This window comes from Clostridium yunnanense (assembly GCF_016595795.1).
In the GTDB taxonomy this organism is placed as follows: Bacteria; Bacillota; Clostridia; order Clostridiales; family Clostridiaceae; genus Clostridium_AR; species Clostridium_AR yunnanense.
Window position 1 is genome coordinate 143,849 of record NZ_JAENHN010000023.1, and the last position, 25,718, is coordinate 169,566.

Annotated in this window: 15 protein-coding genes and 1 riboswitch; of the genes, 11 read left to right on the forward strand and 4 right to left on the reverse strand. The window is 32.3% G+C overall.

All coding sequences use genetic code 11. The annotated features are described in order from the left end of the window. Positions 1–221 precede the first annotated feature (221 nt). Positions 222–304, forward strand: a riboswitch (cyclic di-GMP riboswitch). A gap of 192 nt (positions 305–496) precedes the next feature. The 6 genes from JHL18_RS07100 to JHL18_RS07125 all read left to right on the forward strand — a co-directional run bounded on the left by JHL18_RS07100 (position 497) and on the right by JHL18_RS07125 (position 16,395). Beyond that, positions 497–7,309 carry a tandem-95 repeat protein gene (locus tag JHL18_RS07100; RefSeq protein WP_200267536.1) on the forward strand — a complete coding sequence of 2,271 codons (6,813 nt, stop codon included), beginning with the start codon at positions 497–499 and terminating at the stop codon, positions 7,307–7,309. A 366-nt stretch (positions 7,310–7,675) separates the two neighbouring features. Then, complete coding sequence (locus JHL18_RS07105) at positions 7,676–9,298, forward strand: glycoside hydrolase family 5 protein (RefSeq protein WP_200267538.1); 1,623 nt, start codon at positions 7,676–7,678, stop codon at positions 9,296–9,298. Between the two features lie 570 nt (positions 9,299–9,868). Beyond that, on the forward strand, positions 9,869–11,344 hold the full coding sequence (locus JHL18_RS07110; RefSeq protein WP_200267540.1) for a methyl-accepting chemotaxis protein: 1,476 nt from the start codon (positions 9,869–9,871) through the stop codon (positions 11,342–11,344). Positions 11,345–11,639: 295 nt separating this feature from the next. After that, the gene (locus tag JHL18_RS07115) at positions 11,640–13,358 is read left to right on the forward strand and encodes an ABC transporter ATP-binding protein (protein ID WP_200267542.1); all 1,719 of its coding nucleotides are present in this window, start codon (positions 11,640–11,642) and stop codon (positions 13,356–13,358) included. A 3-nt stretch (positions 13,359–13,361) separates the two neighbouring features. Then, positions 13,362–15,227: an ABC transporter ATP-binding protein gene (locus JHL18_RS07120; RefSeq protein ID WP_200267544.1), complete on the forward strand. Its 1,866-nt coding sequence runs from the start codon at positions 13,362–13,364 to the stop codon at positions 15,225–15,227. A gap of 187 nt (positions 15,228–15,414) precedes the next feature. Continuing rightward, on the forward strand, positions 15,415–16,395 hold the full coding sequence (locus tag JHL18_RS07125; protein ID WP_243277817.1) for an alpha/beta hydrolase: 981 nt from the start codon (positions 15,415–15,417) through the stop codon (positions 16,393–16,395). Between the two features lie 163 nt (positions 16,396–16,558). On the opposite strand, the gene JHL18_RS07130 is transcribed toward JHL18_RS07125, so the two are convergent. After that, a complete protein-coding gene (locus JHL18_RS07130) occupies positions 16,559–17,854 on the reverse strand; it encodes an Nramp family divalent metal transporter (protein WP_200267546.1) in 1,296 nt (431 codons plus the stop codon). Positions 17,855–18,056: 202 nt separating this feature from the next. Between JHL18_RS07130 and mntR the strand changes: the two genes are divergently transcribed. Then, on the forward strand, positions 18,057–18,527 hold the full coding sequence (mntR, locus tag JHL18_RS07135; RefSeq protein WP_200267548.1) for a transcriptional regulator MntR: 471 nt from the start codon (positions 18,057–18,059) through the stop codon (positions 18,525–18,527). Positions 18,528–18,611: 84 nt separating this feature from the next. On the opposite strand, the gene JHL18_RS07140 is transcribed toward mntR, so the two are convergent. Next, positions 18,612–19,217 (reverse strand): HAD family hydrolase, encoded by a 606-nt coding sequence (locus JHL18_RS07140; protein ID WP_200267550.1) that lies wholly within the window; start codon positions 19,215–19,217, stop codon positions 18,612–18,614. A gap of 212 nt (positions 19,218–19,429) precedes the next feature. On the opposite strand from JHL18_RS07140, the gene JHL18_RS07145 reads away from it, so the two are divergent. The 3 genes from JHL18_RS07145 to JHL18_RS07155 all read left to right on the forward strand — a co-directional run bounded on the left by JHL18_RS07145 (position 19,430) and on the right by JHL18_RS07155 (position 22,249). Continuing rightward, the gene (locus JHL18_RS07145) at positions 19,430–20,602 is read left to right on the forward strand and encodes a sensor histidine kinase (protein WP_200267552.1); all 1,173 of its coding nucleotides are present in this window, start codon (positions 19,430–19,432) and stop codon (positions 20,600–20,602) included. Beyond that, entirely contained in the window at positions 20,602–21,246 is a 645-nt protein-coding gene (locus JHL18_RS07150; protein WP_200267554.1) for a response regulator, read from the forward strand. The genes JHL18_RS07145 and JHL18_RS07150 overlap by 1 nt, the downstream gene beginning before the upstream one ends. An 85-nt stretch (positions 21,247–21,331) precedes the next feature. Further along, positions 21,332–22,249: a CPBP family intramembrane glutamic endopeptidase gene (locus JHL18_RS07155; protein WP_200267556.1), complete on the forward strand. Its 918-nt coding sequence runs from the start codon at positions 21,332–21,334 to the stop codon at positions 22,247–22,249. A 61-nt stretch (positions 22,250–22,310) separates the two neighbouring features. Here the strand turns inward: JHL18_RS07155 and JHL18_RS07160 are convergent, their stop codons facing one another. Further along, on the reverse strand, positions 22,311–22,730 hold the full coding sequence (locus JHL18_RS07160; RefSeq protein ID WP_200267558.1) for a hypothetical protein: 420 nt from the start codon (positions 22,728–22,730) through the stop codon (positions 22,311–22,313). 494 nt (positions 22,731–23,224) lie between these two features. Here JHL18_RS07160 and JHL18_RS07165 point away from each other — a divergent pair, with 494 nt between their 5' ends. Continuing rightward, the gene (locus JHL18_RS07165) at positions 23,225–24,883 is read left to right on the forward strand and encodes an oleate hydratase (RefSeq protein WP_200267560.1); all 1,659 of its coding nucleotides are present in this window, start codon (positions 23,225–23,227) and stop codon (positions 24,881–24,883) included. A gap of 221 nt (positions 24,884–25,104) precedes the next feature. Here JHL18_RS07165 and dhaS read toward each other — a convergent pair whose 3' ends face one another. Further along, the gene (gene dhaS / locus JHL18_RS07170) at positions 25,105–25,659 is read right to left on the reverse strand and encodes a dihydroxyacetone kinase transcriptional activator DhaS (RefSeq protein WP_200267562.1); all 555 of its coding nucleotides are present in this window, start codon (positions 25,657–25,659) and stop codon (positions 25,105–25,107) included. Positions 25,660–25,718: the final 59 nt, after the last annotated feature.

Consider the following 25,718-nt stretch of genomic DNA (forward strand, 5'->3'; position numbering starts at 1 on the left):
AATTTAAATAATATAGCATCTATTTAAAGGGTAAGAAAAATGATAATTTCATAAAAGTAATATATATATAAATTGACATATATATGTAATATAATGTAGAATTATGGGTATAAAAGTAGAACTTTAGTAAAATGCAGATAAATTACATCTTAAGCAGTTCTCTAAACTTATGTGTATAAAGTTTACTAATTATGTATAGTTAATAAGTTTTATAAAGTTCGTATCAAAATGGGAACTGTGAACTACGTGCTTATTTGGGCACTTTGTACGTGGTGAGTTAGTAGTGCAACCGACCAATTATTTAAATTGGTCGGTTTTTTTTTATTATTTTAGAAGCCATAAAGTTTTTACGCTAGCTAAATATAGATATTTTAGCAGTTAAAACAAAGCTTATTCGCCTTAAGAATCTTCCTTATATACATTTGGAATGGAAGATGGGTTAGAAAGTTCACTTAAAGTATTAAAAATTTTACTAATGGTTAAAGGAGTATTAGATATGCTTAGAAATAAAAAGAAGTTAATGGTTTTAATTGCATTAGCTGCAACAGTTTATAATGGTTATATGCATACAACTGTGGTTAAAGCAGAAGGAAGTAGAGAATTAGTAAATACTTATAATCAATCGACCAATCAGTATGTCAATAATGGTGGATATAGACCGTTTTTATGGGCATCAACTGACACAACAGCAGGTATAACAAGAAAAACAACCTTTAATGTTTATGTTAAGCAAGGAGAAACTCTTAATTTTGGATCTAGTGTTGCTCAAACAGGAAGCATATTAGTGAAAAAACCAGGAGCCACTAGTTGGTCTCCATATACTGTTTCATCATCAGGAAGTAAAGCTGGATTTATTGAGAATGTTGCTCAGGAAAAGATAGGAGCTAATGCTGGAGGATATGTTCCTATTACTTTAAATGTAGGTGCTACTGAGGCTGGTATATGGCAATTTCAGTTTGTAGGACCAACAGGAACTACAAGTAATCCTACTTTTCAGAAGGGGTCAAGTGAGTTCTTAACTGCACAGAAAAGTACTATAGCAGCTTGGGATGTAACTGTTAAAGATTCAGAAGGTAATGAGAAGAAGGGTAGAATGTATGCACCTTATATTGCTATGATAATGGGAACTAATTCTACAACAAATTCAAGTGCTACATCCACTTCAAATGCTGAGAAGGTACTAAACAATGATTTCTATGTATTAACAAAAGACGGTTATGTATATCAAACCTCAATGAATGGTATAGACCCAAATGGATTTGTTTTCTGGTCTAATAATAGAGGATATATAGACAAAACAAATGATAAGACTTTATATCATTCTATTATGGATGGTGGAACTGGTACCGAAGTAGATAAGTTGGCAAATATTTTAGGAAATATTGCGCCTCAGCTTCCGACTGATACGGATACTGAAACTAATATAACTCATAAAGTATTTGTTAATAATCCAAATAAAGATTTACCTGCGAACCTTTCACCAGTTGCCATTTCACCTGCAATTCCTGAGAATTTCAACTTTAAAGGTAGTTCCAATGTAGACCTAAAGACAAACGTGTCTACTGGAGGAAACTTTACCTTTATAGCAGATAAAGCTGGTAGCTATAGACTGACTATTAATACCGATGGAAGTGAAGGATATAATCTTTCAACAGACATGGTAATAGAAAATGTTTGTAGGGCAGGTGTAAACACAATTACTTGGGATGGAAAAGATAAGAATGGTAACAAGTTGCCTATAGGTACATACACTGCTCAATTAATTATGAAGGGCGGAGAATACCACTTTCCAATGCTAGATGCAGAACACAACCCTTTTGGAATAAAAGTTAAGCTTATTAATGCACCTGGATATAGTGATCCAGAAACTTATGCTGATAAATATAAGGTATATTATGATGAAAGTAATTATACTTCTGCCAATGGTACTTCTGTAAATCTTGATGCAAGTAAACTTGAATATCATATTAATAAGATTGTTGGCTTGTCAGGAGTTGATAGCAGTCAGGGAGCTCATGGTTATTTCCAACAATATGGTAATGGTAAAGGGATAGATACTTGGACTTACTTCCCAGGAACTCCAGCTACTTTGAGTTTTGAGGTGACACCTGTTTCAGCTAATATAGCTAAAAGTGGTGTGGAAGATATTATTATACCATTTACAATTGCTGATTTTACTAGCAAGTTTACAGATGGTGCTAATAATTCATTAAATAGAATTAAGATAGTAGATCTTCCTGCTAATGGAACCTTGAAGCTTTATGGTACGCCTGTTACGATCGGACAAGAAATAATAGTATTAAACTTATCAGGGTTAACTTTTACTCCTAATAAAGATTGGAATGGTAATACAAGCTTTAATTGGAATGGAAGCAATGGTTCAGTATATTCTGCAAACAACGCTAGCGTAAGCATTACAGTAACTCCTGTAAATGATGCACCAGTTGCAAGTAATGATACATCATCAACAAATGAGAATACGCCAATTGATTTAAGTGTACTTAATAATGATAGTGATGTAGAGAGAGATACTCTAACTATAACATCAGTTACCAATCCAACACACGGAACAGCAGTAGAAAATGAAGATGGTACAATAAGATATACACCAAATACTAATTACAAAGGCGAAGACAGCTTTAGCTATACAATAAGTGATGGTCATGGTGGAACAAGCACAGCGACTGTAAATATAACAGTAAATGCCGTGAATAATGCGCCAAATGTTGGAAATGTAGTGAAACATGGGTTAGAAGACACTGATGTAAACTTCACTTTTGAGGACTTTATTAATAGGTTTGCAGATATTGATGAGGATGCTCTAACTAAAATAAGGATAGAAAGTTTACCAAGTAATGGCGTATTAAAGTTAAACGGAGCCAATGTAAGGCTTGGTGACGAGATTTTAGTATTAGATTTATCAAAATTAACTTTCACTCCAAATTCAAATTGGAATGGAAGTACAAGCTTTCAGTGGAATGGAAATGACGGTACAGTATATGCTAATGAAAGTGGTACTGTAAACATAACGGTAGTACCAGTGAATGATGCACCAGTAGCGTTAAATGATATAGCAACAGTATCTGAAGATGGAACAGTAAAAGTTAGTGTTCTTAACAATGATAGTGATGTAGAGAGAGATACTCTAACTATAACATCAGTTACTAAGCCAGCGCATGGAACGGCGGTTATAAATGAAGATGGAACAATAAGCTATACACCAGATGCTAACTACAATGGTACCGACAGCTTTAACTATACAATAAGTGATGGACATGGTGGAACAAATACAGCAACTGTAAATATTACAGTAAATGCAGTAAATGATGCGCCAGTAGTAGTAAATGATACAGCAACAGTATCTGAAGATGGAACAGTAAAAGTTAGTGTTCTTAACAACGATAGTGACGTAGATGGAGATCAATTAACTATAACTTCAGTTACTAAGCCAGCACATGGAACGGCGGTTGTAAATGAAGATGGAACAATAAGTTATACACCAGATGCTAACTACAATGGTAACGATAGCTTTACTTATACAGTAAGTGATGGACATGGTGGAACAAATATAGCAACTGTAAATGTTACAGTAAATGCAGTAAATGATGCTCCAACTGTTAGTAACATAGTTAAGAGTGGACTAGAAGACACTGATATAAACTTTAACGGTGGAGATTTTAGTAGTAAGTTCTCAGACATCGATGGTAACAGTTTAACCAAGATAAAGATAGAAAGCTTACCAAGCGAAGGAGTACTGAAATTAAATGGGGTTAATGTGAAAGTTGGAGACGAAATATCAGCAGCAGATTTGTCAAATTTAACTTTTACACCTAATTCAAATTGGAATGGAAATACAAGCTTTAAATGGAATGGAAATGATGGAATAGTATATGCTACAGAAACTGGTACTGTGAATATAAATGTAACTCCAGTAAATGATACGCCAGTATCAGCAGGTGATATAGCAACAGTACTAGAAGATGGAACAGTTAAAATTAGTGTTCTCACTAATGATAGTGACGTAGATGGAGATCTGTTAACTATAACTTCAGTTACTAATCCAGAACATGGAACAGCAGTAGTAAATGAAGATGGAACAATAAGTTATACACCAGATGCTAACTACAATGGTGCTGATAGCTTTACTTATACAGTAAGCGATGGACATGGTGGAACAAATACAGCAACTGTAAATATTACAGTAAATGCGGTAAATGACGAACCAACTGTTGGTAATATAGCTAAGAGTGGATTAGAAGACACTAATATAAACTTCAAGTTCGAAGACTTTAGTAGCAAGTTCTCAGATGTAGATGGTAACAACTTAGTTAAGGTAAGGATAGAAAGCCTGCCAACTAACGGAGTATTAAAGCTAAATGGAAATGAAGTAAAGCTTGGAGATGAAATATTAGTATTAGAGCTATCAAAGTTAACTTTCACACCAAACTCAAATTGGAATGGGAGTACAAGCTTTAGATGGAATGGAAATGACGGAACAGCATATGCTACAGAAAGTGGTACTGTAGATATAACTATAACTCCAGTAAATGATGCACCAGTAGCAGTAAATGATAAGGCAACAGTATCTGAAGATGGAACAGTGAAAATTAGTGTTCTTAACAATGATAGTGATGTGGATCGAGATGCGTTAACTATAACTTCAGTTACAAAGCCAGCTCATGGAACAGCAGTTATAAATGAAGATGGAACAGTAAGTTATACACCAGATGCTAACTACAATGGTACCGATAGCTTTAGCTATACAATAAGTGATGGACATGGTGGAACAAGTACAGCAACTGTAAATATTACAGTAAATGCAGTAAATGACGCACCAGTAGCATCAAATGATACGGCAACAGTATCTGAAGATGGAACAGTGAAAGTTAGTGTTCTTAACAATGATGGTGATGTGGATGGAGATGCATTAACGATAACTTCAGTTACTAAGCCAGCTCATGGAACAGCAGTTATAAATGAAGATGGAACAGTAAGTTATACACCAGATGCTAACTACAATGGTACCGATAGCTTTAGCTATACAATAAGTGATGGACATGGTGGAACAAGTACAGCAACTGTAAATATTACAGTAAATGCAGTAAATGACGCACCAGTAGCAGTAAATGATACAGCAACAGTATCTGAAGATGGAACAGTGAAAATTAGTGTTCTTAACAATGATAGTGATGTGGATCGAGATACATTAACTATAACTTCAGTTACAAAGCCAGCTCATGGAACAGCAGTTATAAATGAAGATGGAACAATAAGCTATAAACCAGATGCTAACTACAATGCTACCGACAGCTTTAGCTATACAATAAGTGATGGACATGGTGGAACAAGTACAGCAACTGTAAGTATTACAGTAAATGCAGTGAATGATGCACCAACAGCACCAAATTATAGCAGAGTTACACCATACAATAAGTCAGTAACAGGTAGAGTCGTAGGAAATGATATTGATGGCGATAGATTAGAGTATTCGTTGAAGACATCCCCAGTAAAAGGATATGTAGAAGTAGATAAAACTGGAGTATGGACATATGTTCCTAATATAAATTACGTTGGAACAGATAGTTTCGCTGTAGAAGTAAGTGATGGACATGGTGGGAAAGCAGTTTCCACTATAGATATTACAGTAAGAGATAGAGCAGATTTAGTTGGAACGGTAGTAAATAAAACAACAGGAAAAGTTATTCCTAATACAGCTATTCAGTTAAGTGATCAAAGTGGACATGTGATATATACTACAACTACAGATTCAAATGGAAACTATACTATAAATAATGTTAAGTTAGGTATATATGGATTTAAGGTTTCAAATCCTTCTTATGAGACTCAGAATATAGATTTTGATATTGAACCAACTAGTGAAACTAACTACACAGTTAGAAAGGACTTCCAGGTGTATGAGGCTATAGGATATTCTTTAAACTTAACTGCTAATCCAACTACTATATTGGGAGATGGAAAAGCAACTACTGTGCTTTCAGCAAAGATAGTGGACAAGAACAATAATCCATTAGCAAATGTAGAAGTGAACTTTTCAGCAGCTGAGGGAAGCTTCCCTAATGGTACAGTTGCAATAACTGATAAAAACGGTATAGCAACTATATTATTTAAATCAAGTAAAGTTGATGGTACACAAAACAGAAACATACCTGTAATAGCTACAGTTAACGATAAGGCTCATAATCTACAGGTTTCAGATCAAATTGTAATGGTGTTTGAACCTGGAATAATTAGTGGACTAGTTGTTGATAATGAGACAGGGCGTCCAGTAACTAATGCAATAGTAGAAGTTTCTAAGGATTTTGATGGAGATGGAATTGATGATTTCTATTCAAAGATGATAACTGGAGCAGATGGAAGATATGCAATAGCTATTCCTAAAGGAAATGTTCAGTATAGGATTAACGTTACAAAACCAGTAAGAGTTGGAAGTAGTTATGTTAATGTTAAGTTTACTCAAAATAATCAAACTGGTAATATAACTGGTGCAGGAAATGAAGATTATTCTTCAGTAAATACAGCAGCGGGAGTAATACTTGTAAAACAACCTAATGGAAATGTATCTCTTCTAAGTGATAGTTCAGTTTTTAGCGTTGAAGTTGTAAATAAGTCAGATTCAAGCAGTTTAGATAAAGGTAAGATATCTCTAAATAATGGAGTATTTGAAGCTGAAGGTTTAGAAAAAGGCAAAGTTTATACTGTTGCAATAAACTACACTTTCCCTTCAGGTGAGAAGATAGTGGTTGGAGCAGTTAATGTAACAGTAGATTCAGATGGACAGCTTAATTTAAGCTCTGCTTTAATAGATCCTTATGGAACAATTACAGATGCATTAACAAAAAACAATATCGATGGAGCTAAGGTTCAGTTGTATTATGCTGATACAGCTAGAAATAGAGCAGCAGGAAGAATTCCAAATACATTGGTTAACCTACCTAAGGTACCAGGTTTTGCTCCAGCAGATAATCTAAATCCACAATTGGATGATATAAATGGAAAGTATGCATTCATGGTTTTCCCAGATACAGATTACTATCTTGTGGTTACAAAGGATGGTTACGATACATTTACAAGTGAGACTATCTCAGTAGCAAAAGAAATAGTAAAAAGAGATATACAAATGAACCAACAAAAGAAACAACCTGATAAGCAAAATAGTGAACCAACAAAGATAGTGGCAGAATTGCCTAAGACAGGTTCGCCAATAGGAACTGAGGCTATAAGTCTTATAGGCTTTATAGCACTAGCAGCAGGAATTGGAGTATTAACTGCAGCTAAGAAGAAGAATTAATAACAAATAGTTTTATATAAGGGACATGTAAATCAGAAATGAAGTACATGTCCCTTTTTGCTATTTAATTAGTAAATAACTATTGAAGTTATTTTTGAAATTAACTAAAAAAAACCCCCTAATCCAAATAAAAGCTACTTTGGTTTGTGGAAGATTATTAATATAATTATGTTTGTGATATTATGAAAACAGTTACAAATAAAAGTTGAGTTTATAAATACGAATCATATATTAGAATTCCTAACCAAACTATTAAGTTATACGTGGCCGATAATCACCAGAAGCCGCGATTTTAGAAAAAATATAAATTAAGTTTCGATATAGGAACTCTTTAGTAATATTTTTGCGATAAAAGGAGAAATAGATATGAACGAAAAGTTGAGTAACAGAAGGGTAAAAGGTTTTTTGAGAGCAGAGGGTACATCGATAGTGAATGAAGATGGAGAAGAGATAATACTAGCTGGGTGGGGACTTGGAAATTGGCTTCTTCAAGAAGGTTATATGTGGAAGGCTAAAAACACCAGGTTTGATAGACCACATCGCATAGAGGGCGTAATAAGAGAATTAACTGGAAGTAAATATTCAGAAGAATTTTGGACAAAGTTTAGAGAAAATTATATAACTAAAGAAGATATAAGGCTTATGGCAGAACAAGGATATAACTCAGTAAGAATCCCATTTAACTGGAGGGTTTTAATGGAGGATGAGCCGGGTATAGCATGGAAGGAAGACGGATTTAAGCTTTTAGATAAATGCATAGATTGGTGTGAAGAATATAAAATTTATGTTTTTCTAGATTTGCATGGCGCTCCGGGTGGACAAACTGGTGCAAATATAGATGATTGTGTTGATGATATCCCTAGATTATTTACAGATAAAGATAGCTGGGATAAGGGAATTAGTTTATGGAAAAAGTTAGCTGAGAGATATAAGGATAGATGGATTGTTGGAGGCTATGATTTGTTAAACGAACCAATAAGACCAGGATCTCCACAAGTTAAAAATGTAGATCATTTACTGCCAAGGTTGGTTAAGTTCTACGAGGAAGTAATCGCAGCCATTAGACAAATAGATACAAGACATATGTTATCAATTGAAGGACATCATTGGTCCACTGACACAAGTATATTCTACAAAAAGTACGATGATAATATGGTAATACATTTTCATAGATATGCCTGCTTACCACAATTAGATTCCTTAAAGGAATTTATAGAAGTTTCAGAGAGGCTAAATCTTCCATTATGGCTTGGTGAGACTGGTGAAAATATACATCAGTGGTATACAGCCTTATATCCATTATCTGTAGAATTAAATATAGGATACAATTTATGGCCTTGGAAAAAGATGAGTTGTACCAACTCCCCATATTCTGTAGAAATGCCTGAAGGCTGGGATAAGATAATAGGGTATATTGATGGTGAAGTACATCCAGGCTACGAAGAAGCTACTGAAATATTAAATGCTTATTTAGAAAATATAAAAGTAGAAAACTGTAAATATAATTCTGAAGTTAGAACTCATGTATTTAGAACTCCAGGATGCACAGTTCGTGCCACTGATTTTGATGAGCTTCCTGGAAAGGGAATATCATATAGTGGGCAAAGAGAAGAAGGAAACATGTATAAGTACAGAGATAACACAGGAATGAGAATAATAGAAGAAATACCTGTAGAGCAGCTTGAAAGAAGATTTGTTTTTGACTGCTTATGGGATAGATTTTTGTTAGAGTTAAAAGAAGAGGAATTTGTGACCTATTCAATAAATGATACCTCAAATGATAGTAGTATTTCATTTGTATACAGTTGCAGCGAAACTGCATCAGTAACTATAACTCAGGATGATAAAGAGTTATGTACATTGGAACTAGCGGAAAGCGAGAACAAAAAAGCAATTGAAGCTATTAAGCTTTTTGAAGCTAGCGAGGCTAAGATAAAAATTGCTGTTATTAAAGGTAAGGTGCGCCTAGAAAAAATATTTTTTAACTAGGATTGAATGGAAAGTTATCATAGATATATTAGTGTCTAATTAAGTACATTAAGGTTTAACATGGTATATAACCGGAATATATAAAAACGGTGAAAAAGAGGAACAAAACATTCTTCTTCTTTACCGTTTTTATTTTTATCTTATAACTAAGAAAAGTTACAAATATGTGAACAAATCACACCGTTTTACGATATTTTTTGATATAATATACATAAAGATGAACCACTTCGATCCGAAATCTATTTTTAAAACTCTCACGGATTCTGGTGAGAGAATTTAAAAATATAAATTCTATTACGAAGTGGTTCATCTATATAAACGACAAAATGATTTAAATAATATTAAATTATTGTTAAAAGATAGTGTTGAAATTAATTAATTTATCGATAATTAGATGTAGTAATTTTACGCTTTTAGGGTGTGTAGTAAAAATCGAACCCTAGTAATCTGCCATGTTTTTTAAACTATGTTTTGAAAGGCAGATTCATATAAAGTCACTGAAGAAAATTGATTCAGCGACTTTTTCATATAGATAATATCATATAGGACAATCAAGGAGAGAAAAAAAGGATGGAAAAGGGTTTGACAAGTAATATAGGACAAGGGTTTATGAAGGAACACTTGAAAAAGGTAAACAAGGTGGTAGCTATCATTATAGGGTTACTATGTGCATTTTTGATTTTCTTAGGAATATCGCAAAAGACTCCAACAACTTTTGCAACTGCAGGAGTTATAGCATTAATTTTAGCGGTTTCTATTTTTTCAATCATTAAGCAGAAATACGAGATTTTAGTTGCGTACATAACAATCGTTATTATGAGTATGACTACAGCTAGTTCTACATCAAGTGTAAATTCTGTATATTTAATTATTTTACCAATAAGTATCTCGGCATTATATTTAAATACAAGTATATTTATTACTAGTGCACTTCTTTCAAATCTATCTATGATTGGAAAGTTGGCATTAATAGGACAACTAAACACAAGTTCAGTTATACAGATAGTAATTGTAAATATTATAGTTTTAATAATCTTTTTCATGACTAAGTGGGGAAAGGATATGATCAAATTAGCTGGGGAAGAAGCTAAGAAATCAGGAAGTTCTTTAGAGGGTTTAAAGGTTACTATGGGTGCAATAAATACGAATACAGTAGCCCTAGGTGAAGATATAACGAGCTGTTTTACTAACTTACAATCTGTAAAAGAGATCAGCGAAACAATGGTTGAGACTGTTAATGAAGTAGTTACTGGAGTTACTGGACAAGCTAATGCAATAAATGAAATTAGTAATATGATGAATATTGCTGATGAAAAGGTTCTAGAAACTCAAGAAATTTCAAAACAGTTAGGTGATATTTCTCGTAGAACAAGCGGATTAGTATCTAAGAGTTCTGAAAAAATACTACAGATGGATAAGCAGATGAATATAATAAGTACTGCAGCAACTGAATCTGTGGCTACAGTGAGTGAATTGCAGTCTAATATGGATATAATAAATAATTTCCTTTCATCAATTGTGCAGATTGCGGAGCAGACTAATTTGTTAGCACTAAATGCTGCGATAGAAGCTGCTAGAGCTGGTGAGTCAGGCAGAGGATTTGCAGTTGTAGCTGATGAGGTAAGAAAGCTTGCAGAGGAAAGTGCGGACACTGTAAAGCAGATAAATGAAGTCATCACTACAATAAATGCTAAGACACAAAGGGTTTTAGAAACAGTACAAAACGGTAATGATGCTGCTAAGATCGGAGAAGTGATTACAAAAGATGTAAATGAAAGCTTTGAAAATATTAAGCAAGCTTTTAAAGAAATAGATAAGAATATATCTACGGAACTTAAAGCTATTGAAAATACTAAGACAATCTTCGATAGAGTAAGCAGAGAATCTGAAAGCATGGCATCTATTGCAGAAGAACATTCAGCAGCTACAGAAGAGATGCTTGCAACCATTGAAGAAAATAATTTAAATGTGGATAACATATTTAACTTGATGAATAAGATCAATACTTCAAGTGAAAACTTGAGAAACACCATGAAGCAGGAATAAGTACATAAAAGTTTTTGAAAGTAAAAGTCATGTATGTAAGAGAAGAGATTTTCTTAACTATACATGGCTTTTGTTTTTATACAGAATGAGTTATATTTTTAGAAACAAAAAATTAACATCTGAAAACCTATACTAATTAGTTAGAGTTATTTTTATAAAAAATAAAAGGTGTATAATAATGTATGAAATTTATAAAAACTAGTATATTTTTATTTAGATACTGCATACAGTTGTTATCGTGTGCAAGTTAAGCTGTCTAAGTTAGAATTCCTTTAACGAAAGAAGGGTTAGAGAAATGGGTTTATATAGCAAATATTTTAAACGGTACAAGGTTCCTTTTTTGACTGCTGTTTTTTGTGTTGCATTGGAAGCGGTATGTGACCTGCTTGGTCCAACACTTATGTCAAACATAATTAATACAGGAATAGAGCAAGGGGCCCTCTCTAAGGTTTACTATTGGGGAGCACTTATGGTTGTAGTAACTTTTATAGGGGCATGCTTTGCAGTAACAAGAAATATATTAGCAAGCAAGGTTTCACAAAGAATGGGAGCAGATTTAAGATATGATTTGTTTGAGAAGATTGTTCACTTTTCTGAATTAAGTGCAGATAAACTTGAAAGTGGCTCCCTAATTACACGCATGACTAATGATACTTCTCAAATTACCCAGTTTGTGAATGGTATTATGAGAATTTTTCTTAAGGCACCTATAACTTGTATTGGAAGTATTGTGCTTGCAAGCTTACTTAATTTTAGGCTAAGTCTTATTATTTACGGGGTAGTTGCAATAGTTGCTATACTCATTATAGTAAGCATGCAGCTTAGTTATCCACGTTTTTATAAGCTTCAACAAGCTATGGATAAGGTAAACTCTGTGGTTCAAGAGTATTTAATAGGTATACGTTTAGTTAAAGCTTTTGGAACCTATGATAAGGAAACTGATAAGTTTGAAACTGCAAACACTAATCTTATGGAAAAAGGTGTAGCTTCACAAATTATCGTGACTTTAACTTCGCCTTTAATCGCCATTACAGTTGGAATCGGTACGGTTATTGTGATTTTGACTGGTAGCAGTATGTTTGTTTCAAAACTTGCTAATCCGGGAGATATAGCGGCATTTACTATTTATATGGCGCAAATTCTTACTTCTTTAATAATGATAACTAATATATTTAATACCTTTGTAAGAACTAAAGCTTCCACTGTACGTATCAAGGAAGTGCTTGATAGTGAAGAAGATTTTAGTAATAGGAGTGAGAGAAAAGAGTTAAGTGGAGATATAGAATTTAGAAATGTCACTTTTGCCTATCCTAGTGGAAGTGGTGTGCCAGCCATAAAAGAACTATCTTTCTCTATAAACAATGGACAAAGTTTAGCTATAATTGGTCCAACCGGCAGCGGAAAGTCTACTATTGCTTGGTTACTTTTAAGATTTTATGACATAAATAGTGGAGCTATATTGATAAATGGCCATGATATAAAAGAACTAGAGGTGGAGTTGGTTAGAGATAATATTTCGATAGTTCCTCAAAAGCCAATGCTTTTTTCAGGTTCTGTGGCAGAAAATATAAGATGGGGTAATAAAGAAGCAACAGAAGAGTTAATGTATGAAGCTGCTAACAAAGCTCAAGCAAGCTTTATAAGTAATATGCAAAATGGCTATGAAAGTACTTTAGGAAGCGCTGGAGTAAACATTTCTGGTGGTCAAAAACAGCGTATATCTATTGCTCGTGGGATTCTTAAGGATTCCTCAGTACTTATACTAGATGATGTAACTAGTGCTTTGGATGCGGTAACCGAAGCTAAGGTAAGGGAGAATCTTGATCCTAAGGCAATAAATAAGACTGTAATAACTATCACTCAACGTTGTGGTACAGCTATGTTTGCAGATAAGATTTTGGTGATGAATAATGGTGTCAAAGTAGGCTATGGAACTCATAGTGAGCTTATGCAAACCTGTGAAATATATCAGGATATCTATAAGACACAAATAGAAAGCAGCAAGGAGGCGTAAGTTATGGCACAGCAGATTCCTAGACAAGATATGAAGGCTCCATCTATTGGAGGGAGACCAGGTGGTGGAGGACCTAATAGATTTGCACCTACTGCAAAACCTAAAAATCCAAAAGGTACCTTAAGCCGTATAATAAAGATATATATGAGATGGGCTAAAACAATCCTTGTTGCTATTATACTTACAGTTTTCTCGTCAGTAATTTCAGTAGCAATACCTTATTTTATAGGAAAGACCTTTAATACTTTTAAGATTTCAAATAGAACAGTTGATACGAAAATCCTGATGGGCTTAGTATGGATAATCATAGCCTTATATGTAGCTAATTGTGTAATAGCTTGGATTAATGGGGTTATAATGCTTAAGGTTTCCCAAAGGTTGGTGCTTGTATTACGTACAGAATTCTTTGAGAAGATGCAAAAGCTTCCATTGAAATTTTATGATACTCGCTCCCATGGAGACACTATGAGTAGAATTACAAACGATGTAGATAATATAAGTTCTACTATTGCTCAGACAACTACACAATTGGTATCAAGTGTTTTAACCTTGCTTGGCTCCTTTGTGGTTATGATTACTTTAAATGTACCTCTTACCCTTGTTGTATTGTTATGTATTCCATTAGTAGTTCTTTTGACTCGTATGATAGCAACAAGAAGTCGTTCGTACTTTTTAGCTCAACAGAAAAGTTTAGGCTCACTTAATGGAGTTGTTGAGGAAAATATACTAGGATTAAAAATGGTTAAGGCTTTTGGCAAGCAGCAGGATGTATTAGAGAATTTTAAAGAAATAAATGAGAGATTATTCGAAAGCAGTAGTAAAGCTCAAACTTGGGCTGGATATATGATGCCTCTTATGAATGTTATTAATAATTTTATCTTTGCAATAGTAGCAATTGTGGGAGGAATATTATCTGTAGGATATGGGCTAGCTGTTGGAACAGTTGTAAGCTTTTTAAGTTATTCCAAGCAGTTTGCACAGCCTCTTAACTCTGTTGCAGGTATGTTTAATACTATTCAGTCAGCTCTTGCAGGTGCAGAGCGTGTATTTGAGATTTTAGATCATGAAGAAGAAACAGCAGATATAGAAAATGCCATTGATATCAAAAATCCAAGAGGAGATGTTGCTTTTGAGAATGTATATTTCTCCTACAACAAAACAACTCCTATTTTAAAGGGTATAAGCTTTAGCGTAAAAGCAGGAGAAACTGTAGCTTTAGTTGGAGAAACTGGAGCTGGTAAAACCACTATTGTTAATTTACTTACTCGTTTTTATGATGCTGATAGGGGAAGAATTCTAATAGATGGAGAGCCAATTACAAATTTAAAGAGAGAAAGTCTTAGGAACTGTTTTTCAGTAGTGCTTCAAGATACTTGTCTATTTACTGGTACTATTATGGATAACATAAGATATTCCCAAAAAGATGCAACAGATGAACAAGTTATAGAAGCAGCAAAAATATCTCGTGCTCACGATTTTATAGATAAGCTTCCCAAAGGTTATAAGACCATGGTATCAGGAGCTACAGATAATTTAAGCCAAGGACAACGTCAGCTTATCTCCATTGCTAGGGCGGTATTATGTGACAGTCCTATTCTAATACTAGATGAGGCTACCAGCAGCGTTGATACAAAGACAGAAAAAGATATACAAAAGGCTTTAACAAGACTCATGAAAAACCGTACCAGTTTCCTAGTAGCACACCGACTATCTACCATTAGAGATGCAGACCATATAATGGTTATTGGGAGAGGAAACATATTAGAAAGTGGAGATCATAAGAGTTTAATGGAGAAAAGAGGACGTTATTATGATATGGTTATCAGTCAGATGGGAAAACTGCCAGAAGGACAGTCTTCTGTAGAGTAAAATCCTTCTTATATTTAAGTTGATAATTTCTTGTTAAGCTTAAAAAATCATCATAATAAAGTTATATAGAAGAAGTTTGTAAAATTAAGTGGTTGTACAAAAAATGCAACCACTTTTACTATTTATGATAAAATTGTAATATAAATTTCGCAATTAAGTTTAAAATAGTATGAAGGAGAAGTAAGCTTTGAGGGGGATAATAGCAAAGATAGCAGATAGCTATGGACTAATGGGTCTGCATAAAGAATACAGTAAGACAGATCAATTTTATTTTGATGAAGAAGAGTTTTCCTTAATTGATGGCGACCATGAGACGTTTTATATTAAGCCAGCTTTACCAAAGATTAAATTAGAAGAAGATAGACTTGAAGATGGATATTCCAAGGGGAAATTAAAGTTTTTAAGTGAAATAGATAATGGAGAGAGTAATGCTGAATCTATTTTTTATTATAGCTTATGTAAAGAAGAGCCTAAAAACACAAGTGTTATATTGATACATGGTTGGAGATCTGAAGAGCTTAACAGGTTGGAAAATGTGTTTTTAAACAGCTTTATTGAGGAAAGATATGATGTTTATAGTTACATATTACCTTTCCATATGGAAAGATGTCCAAATGAATCTCTATATAGTGGAGAGTACTTTTTCAGTTCTAATGTAAATAGAACTATTAAATCAGTACAGCAGTCAATTAGTGATATTAGAGCGTTAATAAGATACATAAAGGAAGAAAGAGGCGACAAGGTAATTGTAATTGGTCTAAGCTTGGGCGGGATGATATCTAATCTACTATGCGAAGTTCAGGAAAATATTGATATATTAATTTCATTATTTTACGCCAACGACTTACATTATACTGCATATGAAACTATAGTAGGTAAATTTGTAAAAGAAGATTTTTTAAGGAATGGTTTCGATAGAGAGAGTTTAAAAAGAAGCTGGAGTATTATAAATCCAAGCTTGAAGAAACCTTTGATTGATAAAGAAAAAATACTTCTTGTATCAGGCTATTATGATAAATACATAATGAATAAAGATAGTGATGTATTATGGACTAGTTGGGATAAACCAAAGAGGTATGTATACAAGTGTGGTCATTCTGGTATTGTACTAAATAAAAGTAAAATCAGAAATGATGTATTAAACTTTATTCACGAAAGAGAGTTGTAATATGGTATTAGTTTGGAACTTTAAATTTTATCAACTTTAAAATTTAATCAATCTATTAGATAGAAAAAATAAGTGACTAGGAAGATATATTTTATAGTATCTTCCTAGTCACTTAACTTAATTGAAGATAATTAAGCTTAGAAGCCTTATCTATGAGTAAATTCTACGCCTGTCCAGTTAAAGCAAAATATATCAATAAAGCATTCAAGCTTATAATAATTATGGCAATGATCCATCCCAAGTACTTGACTATAGGTTTATTTACAAAGGTACCCATTAAATCTTTTCTACTAGTGATTATCAGCATACATATAATTGTAACTGGTAGAACAAAACTTAAGCATACCTGACTCATTACTAGCGCCTTCATAGGATTTATTCCAATTAAGATAACCACTATTCCCGGAAGCATTATTATTACTCTTCTAACAATTGACGGAATTTTTAAATCTACAAACCCATCCATAATTGTTTCACCAGCCATAGCTCCAACTGACGATGAGGAGAAGCCAGATGCTAATAAAGCTGCTCCGAAGGCTCCACTTGAAAGCGTACCTAAAAGTGGTTCTAAGGATCTATGAGCTTGTTCTATTGAATCAACAGCTATTCCTCTGCTATAAAATACTGAGGCAGAAACAATAACCATTGCTGCATTTACTATAAATGCAATATTCATTGCCACCAAAACATCGATTTTCTCCATTTTTAAATGGTTCTTTTTTTCTTCTAAGGTCATGTTGTCATTACGATTTTGAACTAACTGTGAGTGAAGATATATAACATGAGGCATAACAGTAGCGCCGAGCATTCCAACAGCAATTAAAAGTGCTTGACTGTTTGGAAGAGATGGAAGTAATGTGTGTAGTGCCACTTGAGGCCATTCAGGTTTTGCAAGGAATAACTCAATTGTATAAGATACACAAATAACAGCTATAAGTATAGTTATGACTATCTCAACAACTCTTTGGCCATATTTTTGTAGATAAACAATCATTAGAGTTATTATGGCAGTTAAGGCTACCGAATAGTTAATTGGTATACCAAACAACAAATATAGCCCTAGTGCCCCTCCAATAAATTCAGCCATAGTTGTAGCTATTGCAGCAAGGGTTGATACTATATAAAAGAACCAATTCATTTTTTTAGAGAACACGTCTCTACACATTTCTGTTAGGTTTTTACCAGTGGCAATACCAAGCTTTGCAGACATTATTTGAAGAAATATTGCCATTAAGTTACTCCATAGAATGACCCATAAAAGACTATAATTAAATATTGACCCTCCACTAATATTTGTGGCAAAGTTACCTGGATCAATATATGCAACACTTACAATAAAAGCAGGACCGAAAAACTTTAATGCTCCTCTAAATTTGCTTAATAAGCTTAGAGGATTATTTATTGTATGCTTTGTAGTTTCTATGCTACTAGGCTTTTTAACTGAATGTTTTTTGCTCATATTTAATTCACCTTCTGTATGAAATATGATAAATAAGGATTTGAAAAATGTACTGGTTATAAAAGTTAGCCTATGCTAAAACTTTTACCCTAATTTAATTTATGAAGGAATATATAAAAATGTTACTCGAGGGTAATTTTTTTACACTCCTGTGCATATAATTTACTAAGGCTTTATAAACCTTAAAAGTAGGTGAGAAATTTTGGACAATAAAGCTTTTCATACCTTTAGTGAATATATGAAAAATGAAGAGAATTTGCTTACAGCATCTATGGAAGATTACTTAGAGATGATATATAGATTATCCATAGATAAGGGCTTTACTAGAATAAACGAATTATCTGAAGCTCTCAATGTACATCCACCTTCTGCTACTAGAATGGTACAAAGGTTAGGTGAATTAAATCTCTTATTATATGAAAAGTATGGAGTCATAATATTAAAAGATGAAGGGAAGAAATTAGGAGAGTTTTTGCTAAAAAGACACAAAACTATAGAAGCTTTTCTGAGATTACTTGGCATAACTGAAGAGAAGATATTAAAAGAAACAGAAAAGGTTGAACATACATTAAGTGATGAAACCACAAGATGTTTTGAAAAATACATTTGTTTTATAAAAGATAATCCAGATGTGATTAGCAGATTTGATGATTACAAAAAGTCAAAGTCATAGATATGAGGTTATAATGAGCCTAAAAAAAGATACTTAATAAGTTAAGATATATCCTAGCTTATTAAGTATCTTTTTAGTATATATTTATAGATAAATATTGTATGTTTTTAAATGCTCTTTTAAGCTAGTAGGATCTTTAAGTAATATCGTATTGATACCTAGCTTTCTAGCACCTTCAACATTTTCCTCTACATCATCTATAAAAATCGATTCTTCAGGGATAAGGTCATATTTTTCTACTAATCTTCTATAGATAGCTTCCTCAGGTTTTATAAGTTTTTCTTTATAAGATACAATGCCACCATCAAAGAGTTTAAAGAAATCATATTTTTCAATTATATGTTCAAAGGCAAGTAAGTGGAAGTTTGATAAAAAGTAAACCTTGTAATCTGAAGCCTTTAGTAGCTTTAATACTTCAACTGATGGCTCAATAGCGGTAAGAAGGTCATACCAATTTTCGAAGGAAAGCTTTATTAAATCTCCGTTATTTATGCTTCTGGTTATGATAGCATTTTTTGCATCTTCTTCTGTTATGGTACCTCTATCAAGCATTATCCATTCTTCACTTTGAAATAATTCTTTGTGTACTTCTAAAACTTTTTCAGGCTGCTTAATTTTTGAGCTTAGGTACTCAATAGGGTTAAAACTCAGTAATACATTTCCTATATCAAATATAATATTTTTATACATTATTAATACCACCTTATGAATGTTATAGATTATAATTAATTGAAGCTAGTTGTCTTTATGGAAATTAATAGATAATGACATAATTATATATTTTTAAAAGAGAAGTGTAAATAAAGATATTTTTACACTATGTATTTTAATAATTAAAGTTAGTACCTAAAATTATGTTTATATTAAGATTACTGTGAATTAAATTACCGGGGGTAGAGGGATTGGATGATAAAAATATAAGAATATTTTCTGTGGTAATGAATGTGATAAATCTACTAGTTGCTGTAGTTATCTTAAATAATAATACTATGGAAAATCGAACAATGTTATTGGTTGCTTTTATTGTATTGATAGCGCTATATTTTATTAACAACAAAAAAATTAATAAAAATCTGCCTAAACAAGGAAATGTACTTGGTGTCATGAATACTTTAATTATTCTATTTATAGTATTTTTAGATACTACAGGAGCTTCAATCGTATTGTTATTAGTTAATGTTGGTACCGCTATTATTAATAATTCCACTAAGGTTGCACTAGGTTTTGCTTTAACTAATTACGTAGTATATATGCTGGTGGTGTTCTTTAAACATGAAGTGCTAAATCTGTACAATGTATCTATAATTACTATAAACTTTACGTTTGCATGTGTTTTAACAATAGCAGTTAAGTATGAATTAAATGAAAAGACAAAGGCTCAATTAATATCTAAAGAATTAGAAGAAAGAACTGATGAATTAGAGAGGGCATATGAGAAGCTTCAAGAGTTATATGAAGATAAAGAAGAAATAATAGTACTTAAAGAAAGAAATAGGATAGCTGGAGAGATTCATGATACAGTAGGACATATTTTAACTACTGTCACTATACAACTAGAAGCTAGTAAAAGATTAATAAAAAAAGATCCAGACTTAGCCTTAGAAAAATTAAACTCTGCTCAACAGCAGGTTAAGACAGGCCTTAGTGATATTCGTAAATCAGTAAGAGCCTTGAAGGATGGAGAACATTTATTAGATTTTGTAGATATATTAAGGACTTTTGTAGAAGAAGTTAAGAAAAACAATGATTTGGATATAGAATATGATTTAGCAGCTATACCTAAACTTGATGGGAAAATAGAAAATATAATTTACAGAGCTCTTCAAGAAGGCATAACTAATGGAATTAGGCATGGAAAAAGCAAACGGTTTAAGGTTAATTTAAAATGTGAAAATAATACAATAAAATTTATCTTACAAGATGAGGGACAAGGATTTGACAAATTTAAACCAGGCTTTGGTATAAATAATATGAGGTCGAAGGTAGAGGATGTAGGTGGAATATTTAATATTGAATCTAAAATAAATACTGGAGTTACTATAAAAATCGAAATACCTATGGTGGAGGAAAATTAATGCTGAGAATTCTAATTGTAGATGATCAAACTTTAATGAGAGATGGCTTAAAGACAATTTTAGATCTAGAAGATGACTTAGAGGTAATTGGTACTGCAAGTAATGGCAAAGAAGCCTATGAGCTAGTGGAAAAGCTAAAACCTGACGTTATATTAATGGATATAAGGATGCCTATACTTAATGGAGTAGAAGCAACAAAAATAATTAAAGCTGAATTTAAGGATGTTGCAATAATAATGCTTACAACCTTTGATACAGATGATTTGATAATTGAAGCTCTAGAGTGCGGAGCTGATGGGTATTTACTAAAAGATATTGATGCAGACAGATTGATTCAATCAATAAAAGAGGCAGCTAATGGAGATATGCTATTACCTGCTAAAGTAGCTGCAAAACTAGTCAATAGAGTTTTAAAGACAAAGAGTGAAAGTGATGAAAATGCGGTGGATTTTGATGCATTTAAAATAACAGAAAGAGAAAAAGAAATTTGCATGCTGCTTTGTGAAGGATATTCAAACAAGCAGATATGTGACAAGCTTTTTTTAACCTTAGGGACAGTAAAGAATTATATTACTAATATATATAGCAAATTAGGGGTTACCAATCGTACAGCGGCGATTTTATTCTTGAAGAAAATTATATGACCATAAATATGACCTTAGTGAATATTCATATTACCTTCTCTTAGTATATTATTAAAACATAGAAAAGAGTAAGGGAGATATGGTCATGAAAATAAAGGATAACAACGTTAAGAATCCAATAAAATTAGCAATTTCAGTTGTAGTTGGTTCATTTATAGGAGTATATGCTTGGATGATATTGCTTCACATAGGTGTTGAGGTATATGAAAGCAAGCTTCTTGGAAGTAGAGAGTTGGGTAAGGCAGCTAGTGAGAATTTATTCAATAACAGTACTGCATTAGCAATTATATCCTATGTAATCATGGAAATAATTATTGTTTTGATTGCTATTTTCATGGTCAAAAGATTTAATAAACAGAAATTTAATTTAGAGCACATAGGGATGAAGTTTAGTAACAATAGTATTAGAAATATCCTGATTGGTTTTGCAATAGTTTCAATTATGTACATTTTACTTTATTCATCAGTGAATTTGTTAGGAATTGTACAGTTTAAAGGCTACGGATTCAGTGATCAATCACCTCTATATATGATTGGAACAGTTGTACTAGTGCTAATCACCACAGCTTTCCCTGGATTTTGTGAAGAGATAGTGTTTAGAGGTGTTATACAAAATTATTTAATGAGAAAATACAGTACTCCAGTAGCTATTATAGTAAGTTCATTATGTTTTTCTATATTACATGTTGGAAGGTATAGTGATTTAATGTCATTATTGACTATAGTTATAATAGGTATTACTTTAGGATATATATTTGTAAAAACTAAATCTTTATATCTTTCTATAGGAATACATTTTGCATGGGATTTCTTTGGATCAGTAATTGGTATAGGCAAGTCTATGTTTAATACAGATTTATTGATGAATTTTGAAAACCTTAAAAATGGAGACTTTATTGCAAACCTAATGACTATAGTTTTATTCATAGGATTACTTATTGCAATTAAATTTATATATAAGAAGTTTGATTCTAATAGTATGTTAGAAAGCAATAGAATATGATACGCATTAATTACACTTTAGAGAATGATTATTTTAAATAATCATTCTCTTTTTTATAAAATTATTTCTGCTTATATGCGCCAAATCCAGTGATGATTAATTTATTCCAACCAGTTACTTCATCTTCAATCCAACTGAACTCAATATTAAGTTCCTTAAGCCATGCATTAAGTCCATTACTTTTCTTGCTTACGTTTGGAGATTGTCTTCCGAACTTTTCTTTAATTAATTCAAGTAATTGAGATTGTTCCTCTTGAGCTAATTCCTTACCTAACATTTCTTTGATGATTTCACGGCATTCTGAATAGGATAGATGATCTTCAGAATATATCTCGTTAGCTAATAATTGTCTCTTGTTATTTAAACTAGCAATTACTTCATTTATTTCATCTCTATTGGATAGATACTTTTTAGCTACATTTATAGATACAATATCATTGTCGATTCTAATTATTGATTTTTCTAGTTTTTCATTTCTCATCTTAGTATTCTCACTTTACTTTTTTATTTGGTTGTTATTTTGATTTTTACATAAGTAAGTGTAAATCTAAAGCTAGAACTATTTCTAAAGCCCTAGTGATTTATTATCGAACTTATGTGTCTTTAATAACAATAAGCAATTATAGCACTAAATCAATAATCTTACAAAATAAACTACTCAGTATTTCTTATAACACGATATATATTTAAATGAAATTAACTAAGAAAAAACAGATAAAAGTATATTATGTTTTACATTCTATGGTTAAAGTCTAAAAAGCAGACACTTTTAATATTGTGTATGTTTTTTAGACAAACCTTAAAAATTGATTATTCAACATCTTTTTAATAAGCATTATATTAAAAATGTACCAATTAAATCTGTAGTATATTTTCAAAACTCTCACAGATTATTGCGAGAGAAGTGGTACATATACACCTATAAAGTAAGTTAAGTGCACTTATAAAAATGTTATAAAGAGAGGTTGATAAAAGATGAGGTTTAATTTTGATAGGCATTTAGAGGTTGATAAAGTACAGGCTTATTTAGTTGGAGGTGGGATTGCATCACTTTCTGCTGCTGTATATCTAATTAGAGATGGGCATGTTCCAGCAAAGAATATTCATATACTTGAACAAAGCAGTATAACAGGTGGTAGCATGGATGGTAATGGCAATCCTGAAACAGGTTATATAATTCGTGGTGGAAGAATGTTTGATGAAGAGGCATATGAATGTATATTTGGAATAATGGAATGTATTCCTTCATTAACTGATCCTAACGTTTCAATAATGGATGAGTTCAGAGCTTTTAATAAAAAAATCCATACATCAGCAAAGGCTAGATTAATAGATAATGATGCTAAAATATTAGAATCATCAAAGCTTGGATTTAATCGTGAGGATAGATTAGCATTAATAGATATTTTAATGCAATCAGAAGAATCTTTGGGCACTAAGGATATTACATCATGTTTTCCAGAATCATTTTTCAAAACTAATTTTTGGTTTCAATGGACTACAACCTTTGCATTTGAACCTTGGCACAGTGCAGTAGAATTCAAGAGATATCTTCATAGATTTTTCCATGAGCTGCCAAGAATTAGTGATTTATCTGGAGTGCGACGTACGCCATACAATCAATATGATTCAATAATACTACCTATGACTCAGTGGCTTAAAGCTCAAGGTGTTGATTTTCAATATGAGTGCTTAGTTACTAACTTAGATTTTAAAACACAAGAAGATAAAAAGACTGTTGTAGGTATTGATTATAAAAAAGGTAATAAAGAAGATAAAATAATAGTAGAAGATAAGGATTTTGTTTTTGTAACAATTGGTTCTTTAACAGCAGGAGCTAGTCTTGGTTCTATGACAAGTGCTCCAATGTTAAATGACAAGACAGTCGGTGGTGACTGGGAGCTTTGGGAAAAGATTGCTAAGGAATCGCCAGAGTTCGGAAGACCACAGGTCTTCAACCAAAGAGTAGAGGAATCAATGTGGGAATCTTTCACAGTTACCCTTAAAGATCCTACAATGGTAGATAAAATAGTAGAGTATACAGGAAATCAACCAGGAACAGGCGCTCTTATGACCTTTAAAGACTCAGGTTGGTTTATGTCAATAGTGCTACACAATCAGCCTCATTTTCTAAATCAGCCTGATAATGTTCAAGCTTTTTGGGGGTATGCTTTATTCCCATACAACGAAGGTGATTTTGTAAAGAAGAGAATGATAGATTGCACCGGTGAAGAAATATTAACTGAGCTTTTATATCATCTTAATTTTAAAAATGATATGGAAAAGATTATGAGTACATCAATTTGCATTCCTTGTATAATGCCATTTATAACTAGTCAATTTTTAACAAGATCAAAAGGGGATAGACCACAAGTAGTGCCAACCTGTTCAACTAACTTAGCTTTTCTTGGACAATTTGCTGAAATACCAGATGATGTTGTATTTACAGTAGATTACTCAGCAAGATCTGCACAGATGGCTGTTTATAATTTTCTAGACTTAGATAAGGAAGTTACTCCTATATATAAAGGGCAATATGATGCTAGAGTACTTCTTAATTCAGCAATGGTTATGATGAGAGATGATAATTTGCGTGAAGAGATTATGGCACTTAAATCAATGTTTATGAAATAGTTTAATTTAAAGGTTTCCAAGCTGAAGATGTATCATTTCGAACCAAAATTATTTTTAAAATTCCCGCTGCTTCTGGTGAGAAAATTTTAAAATATGAATTTAAATACGAAGTGGTACATCTAAATCTGTAAAAAAAGCTTGGAAACCTTTATTACTTAATTTAAGAGTTTGCTTTACTTATAAGCCAACAGATAGTAAATTTATTTATTAGCTTAGAGACTTTAATATCTAGATAATGCCCCAAGCATACTACCTTCGACGATATTTTTAACTTGATCTACTAAGGTTTGGCAAGATTCCTTCATTCCTGCTTTAATCCATTGAACTATTATGCCAACAAATGCATGAGTATAAAAATCACAGATAAATTTTTTGTTGGCATCAGAGACTTTCATTCCTAAGGAGATATCATTAACAACTCCCATGATTAATTCATAACTAAACTCGAAGAAATAACTATCGAAAGCATTTTGTCCAGGAGTATTAAGTGCGTTAATATAAAAGGATTTATTTTGTGATAGATAACATAAAGTTCTATACATACCATCAGTCCAGTTATCATAATGTCTGCAGTTTGATATACTTTCTGTGACTTCAGTATAATAGATCCAATTTACAAGATCGAATTTATCTCTAAAATGATAATAGAAGGTTTGTCTATTTACGCCGCAGTTGTCTGCAATTTCTTGTATAGATATTTTAGATAGCGGAATAGTTTTCATTAATTCCTTAATAGAAACAGCAAGAGCTTTTTTGGTTATCAATGATTCTGACATATCAATCTCCTATAACTGTTGTTATAAATAACAAGGTAGTTTACTAATATTAACTGATT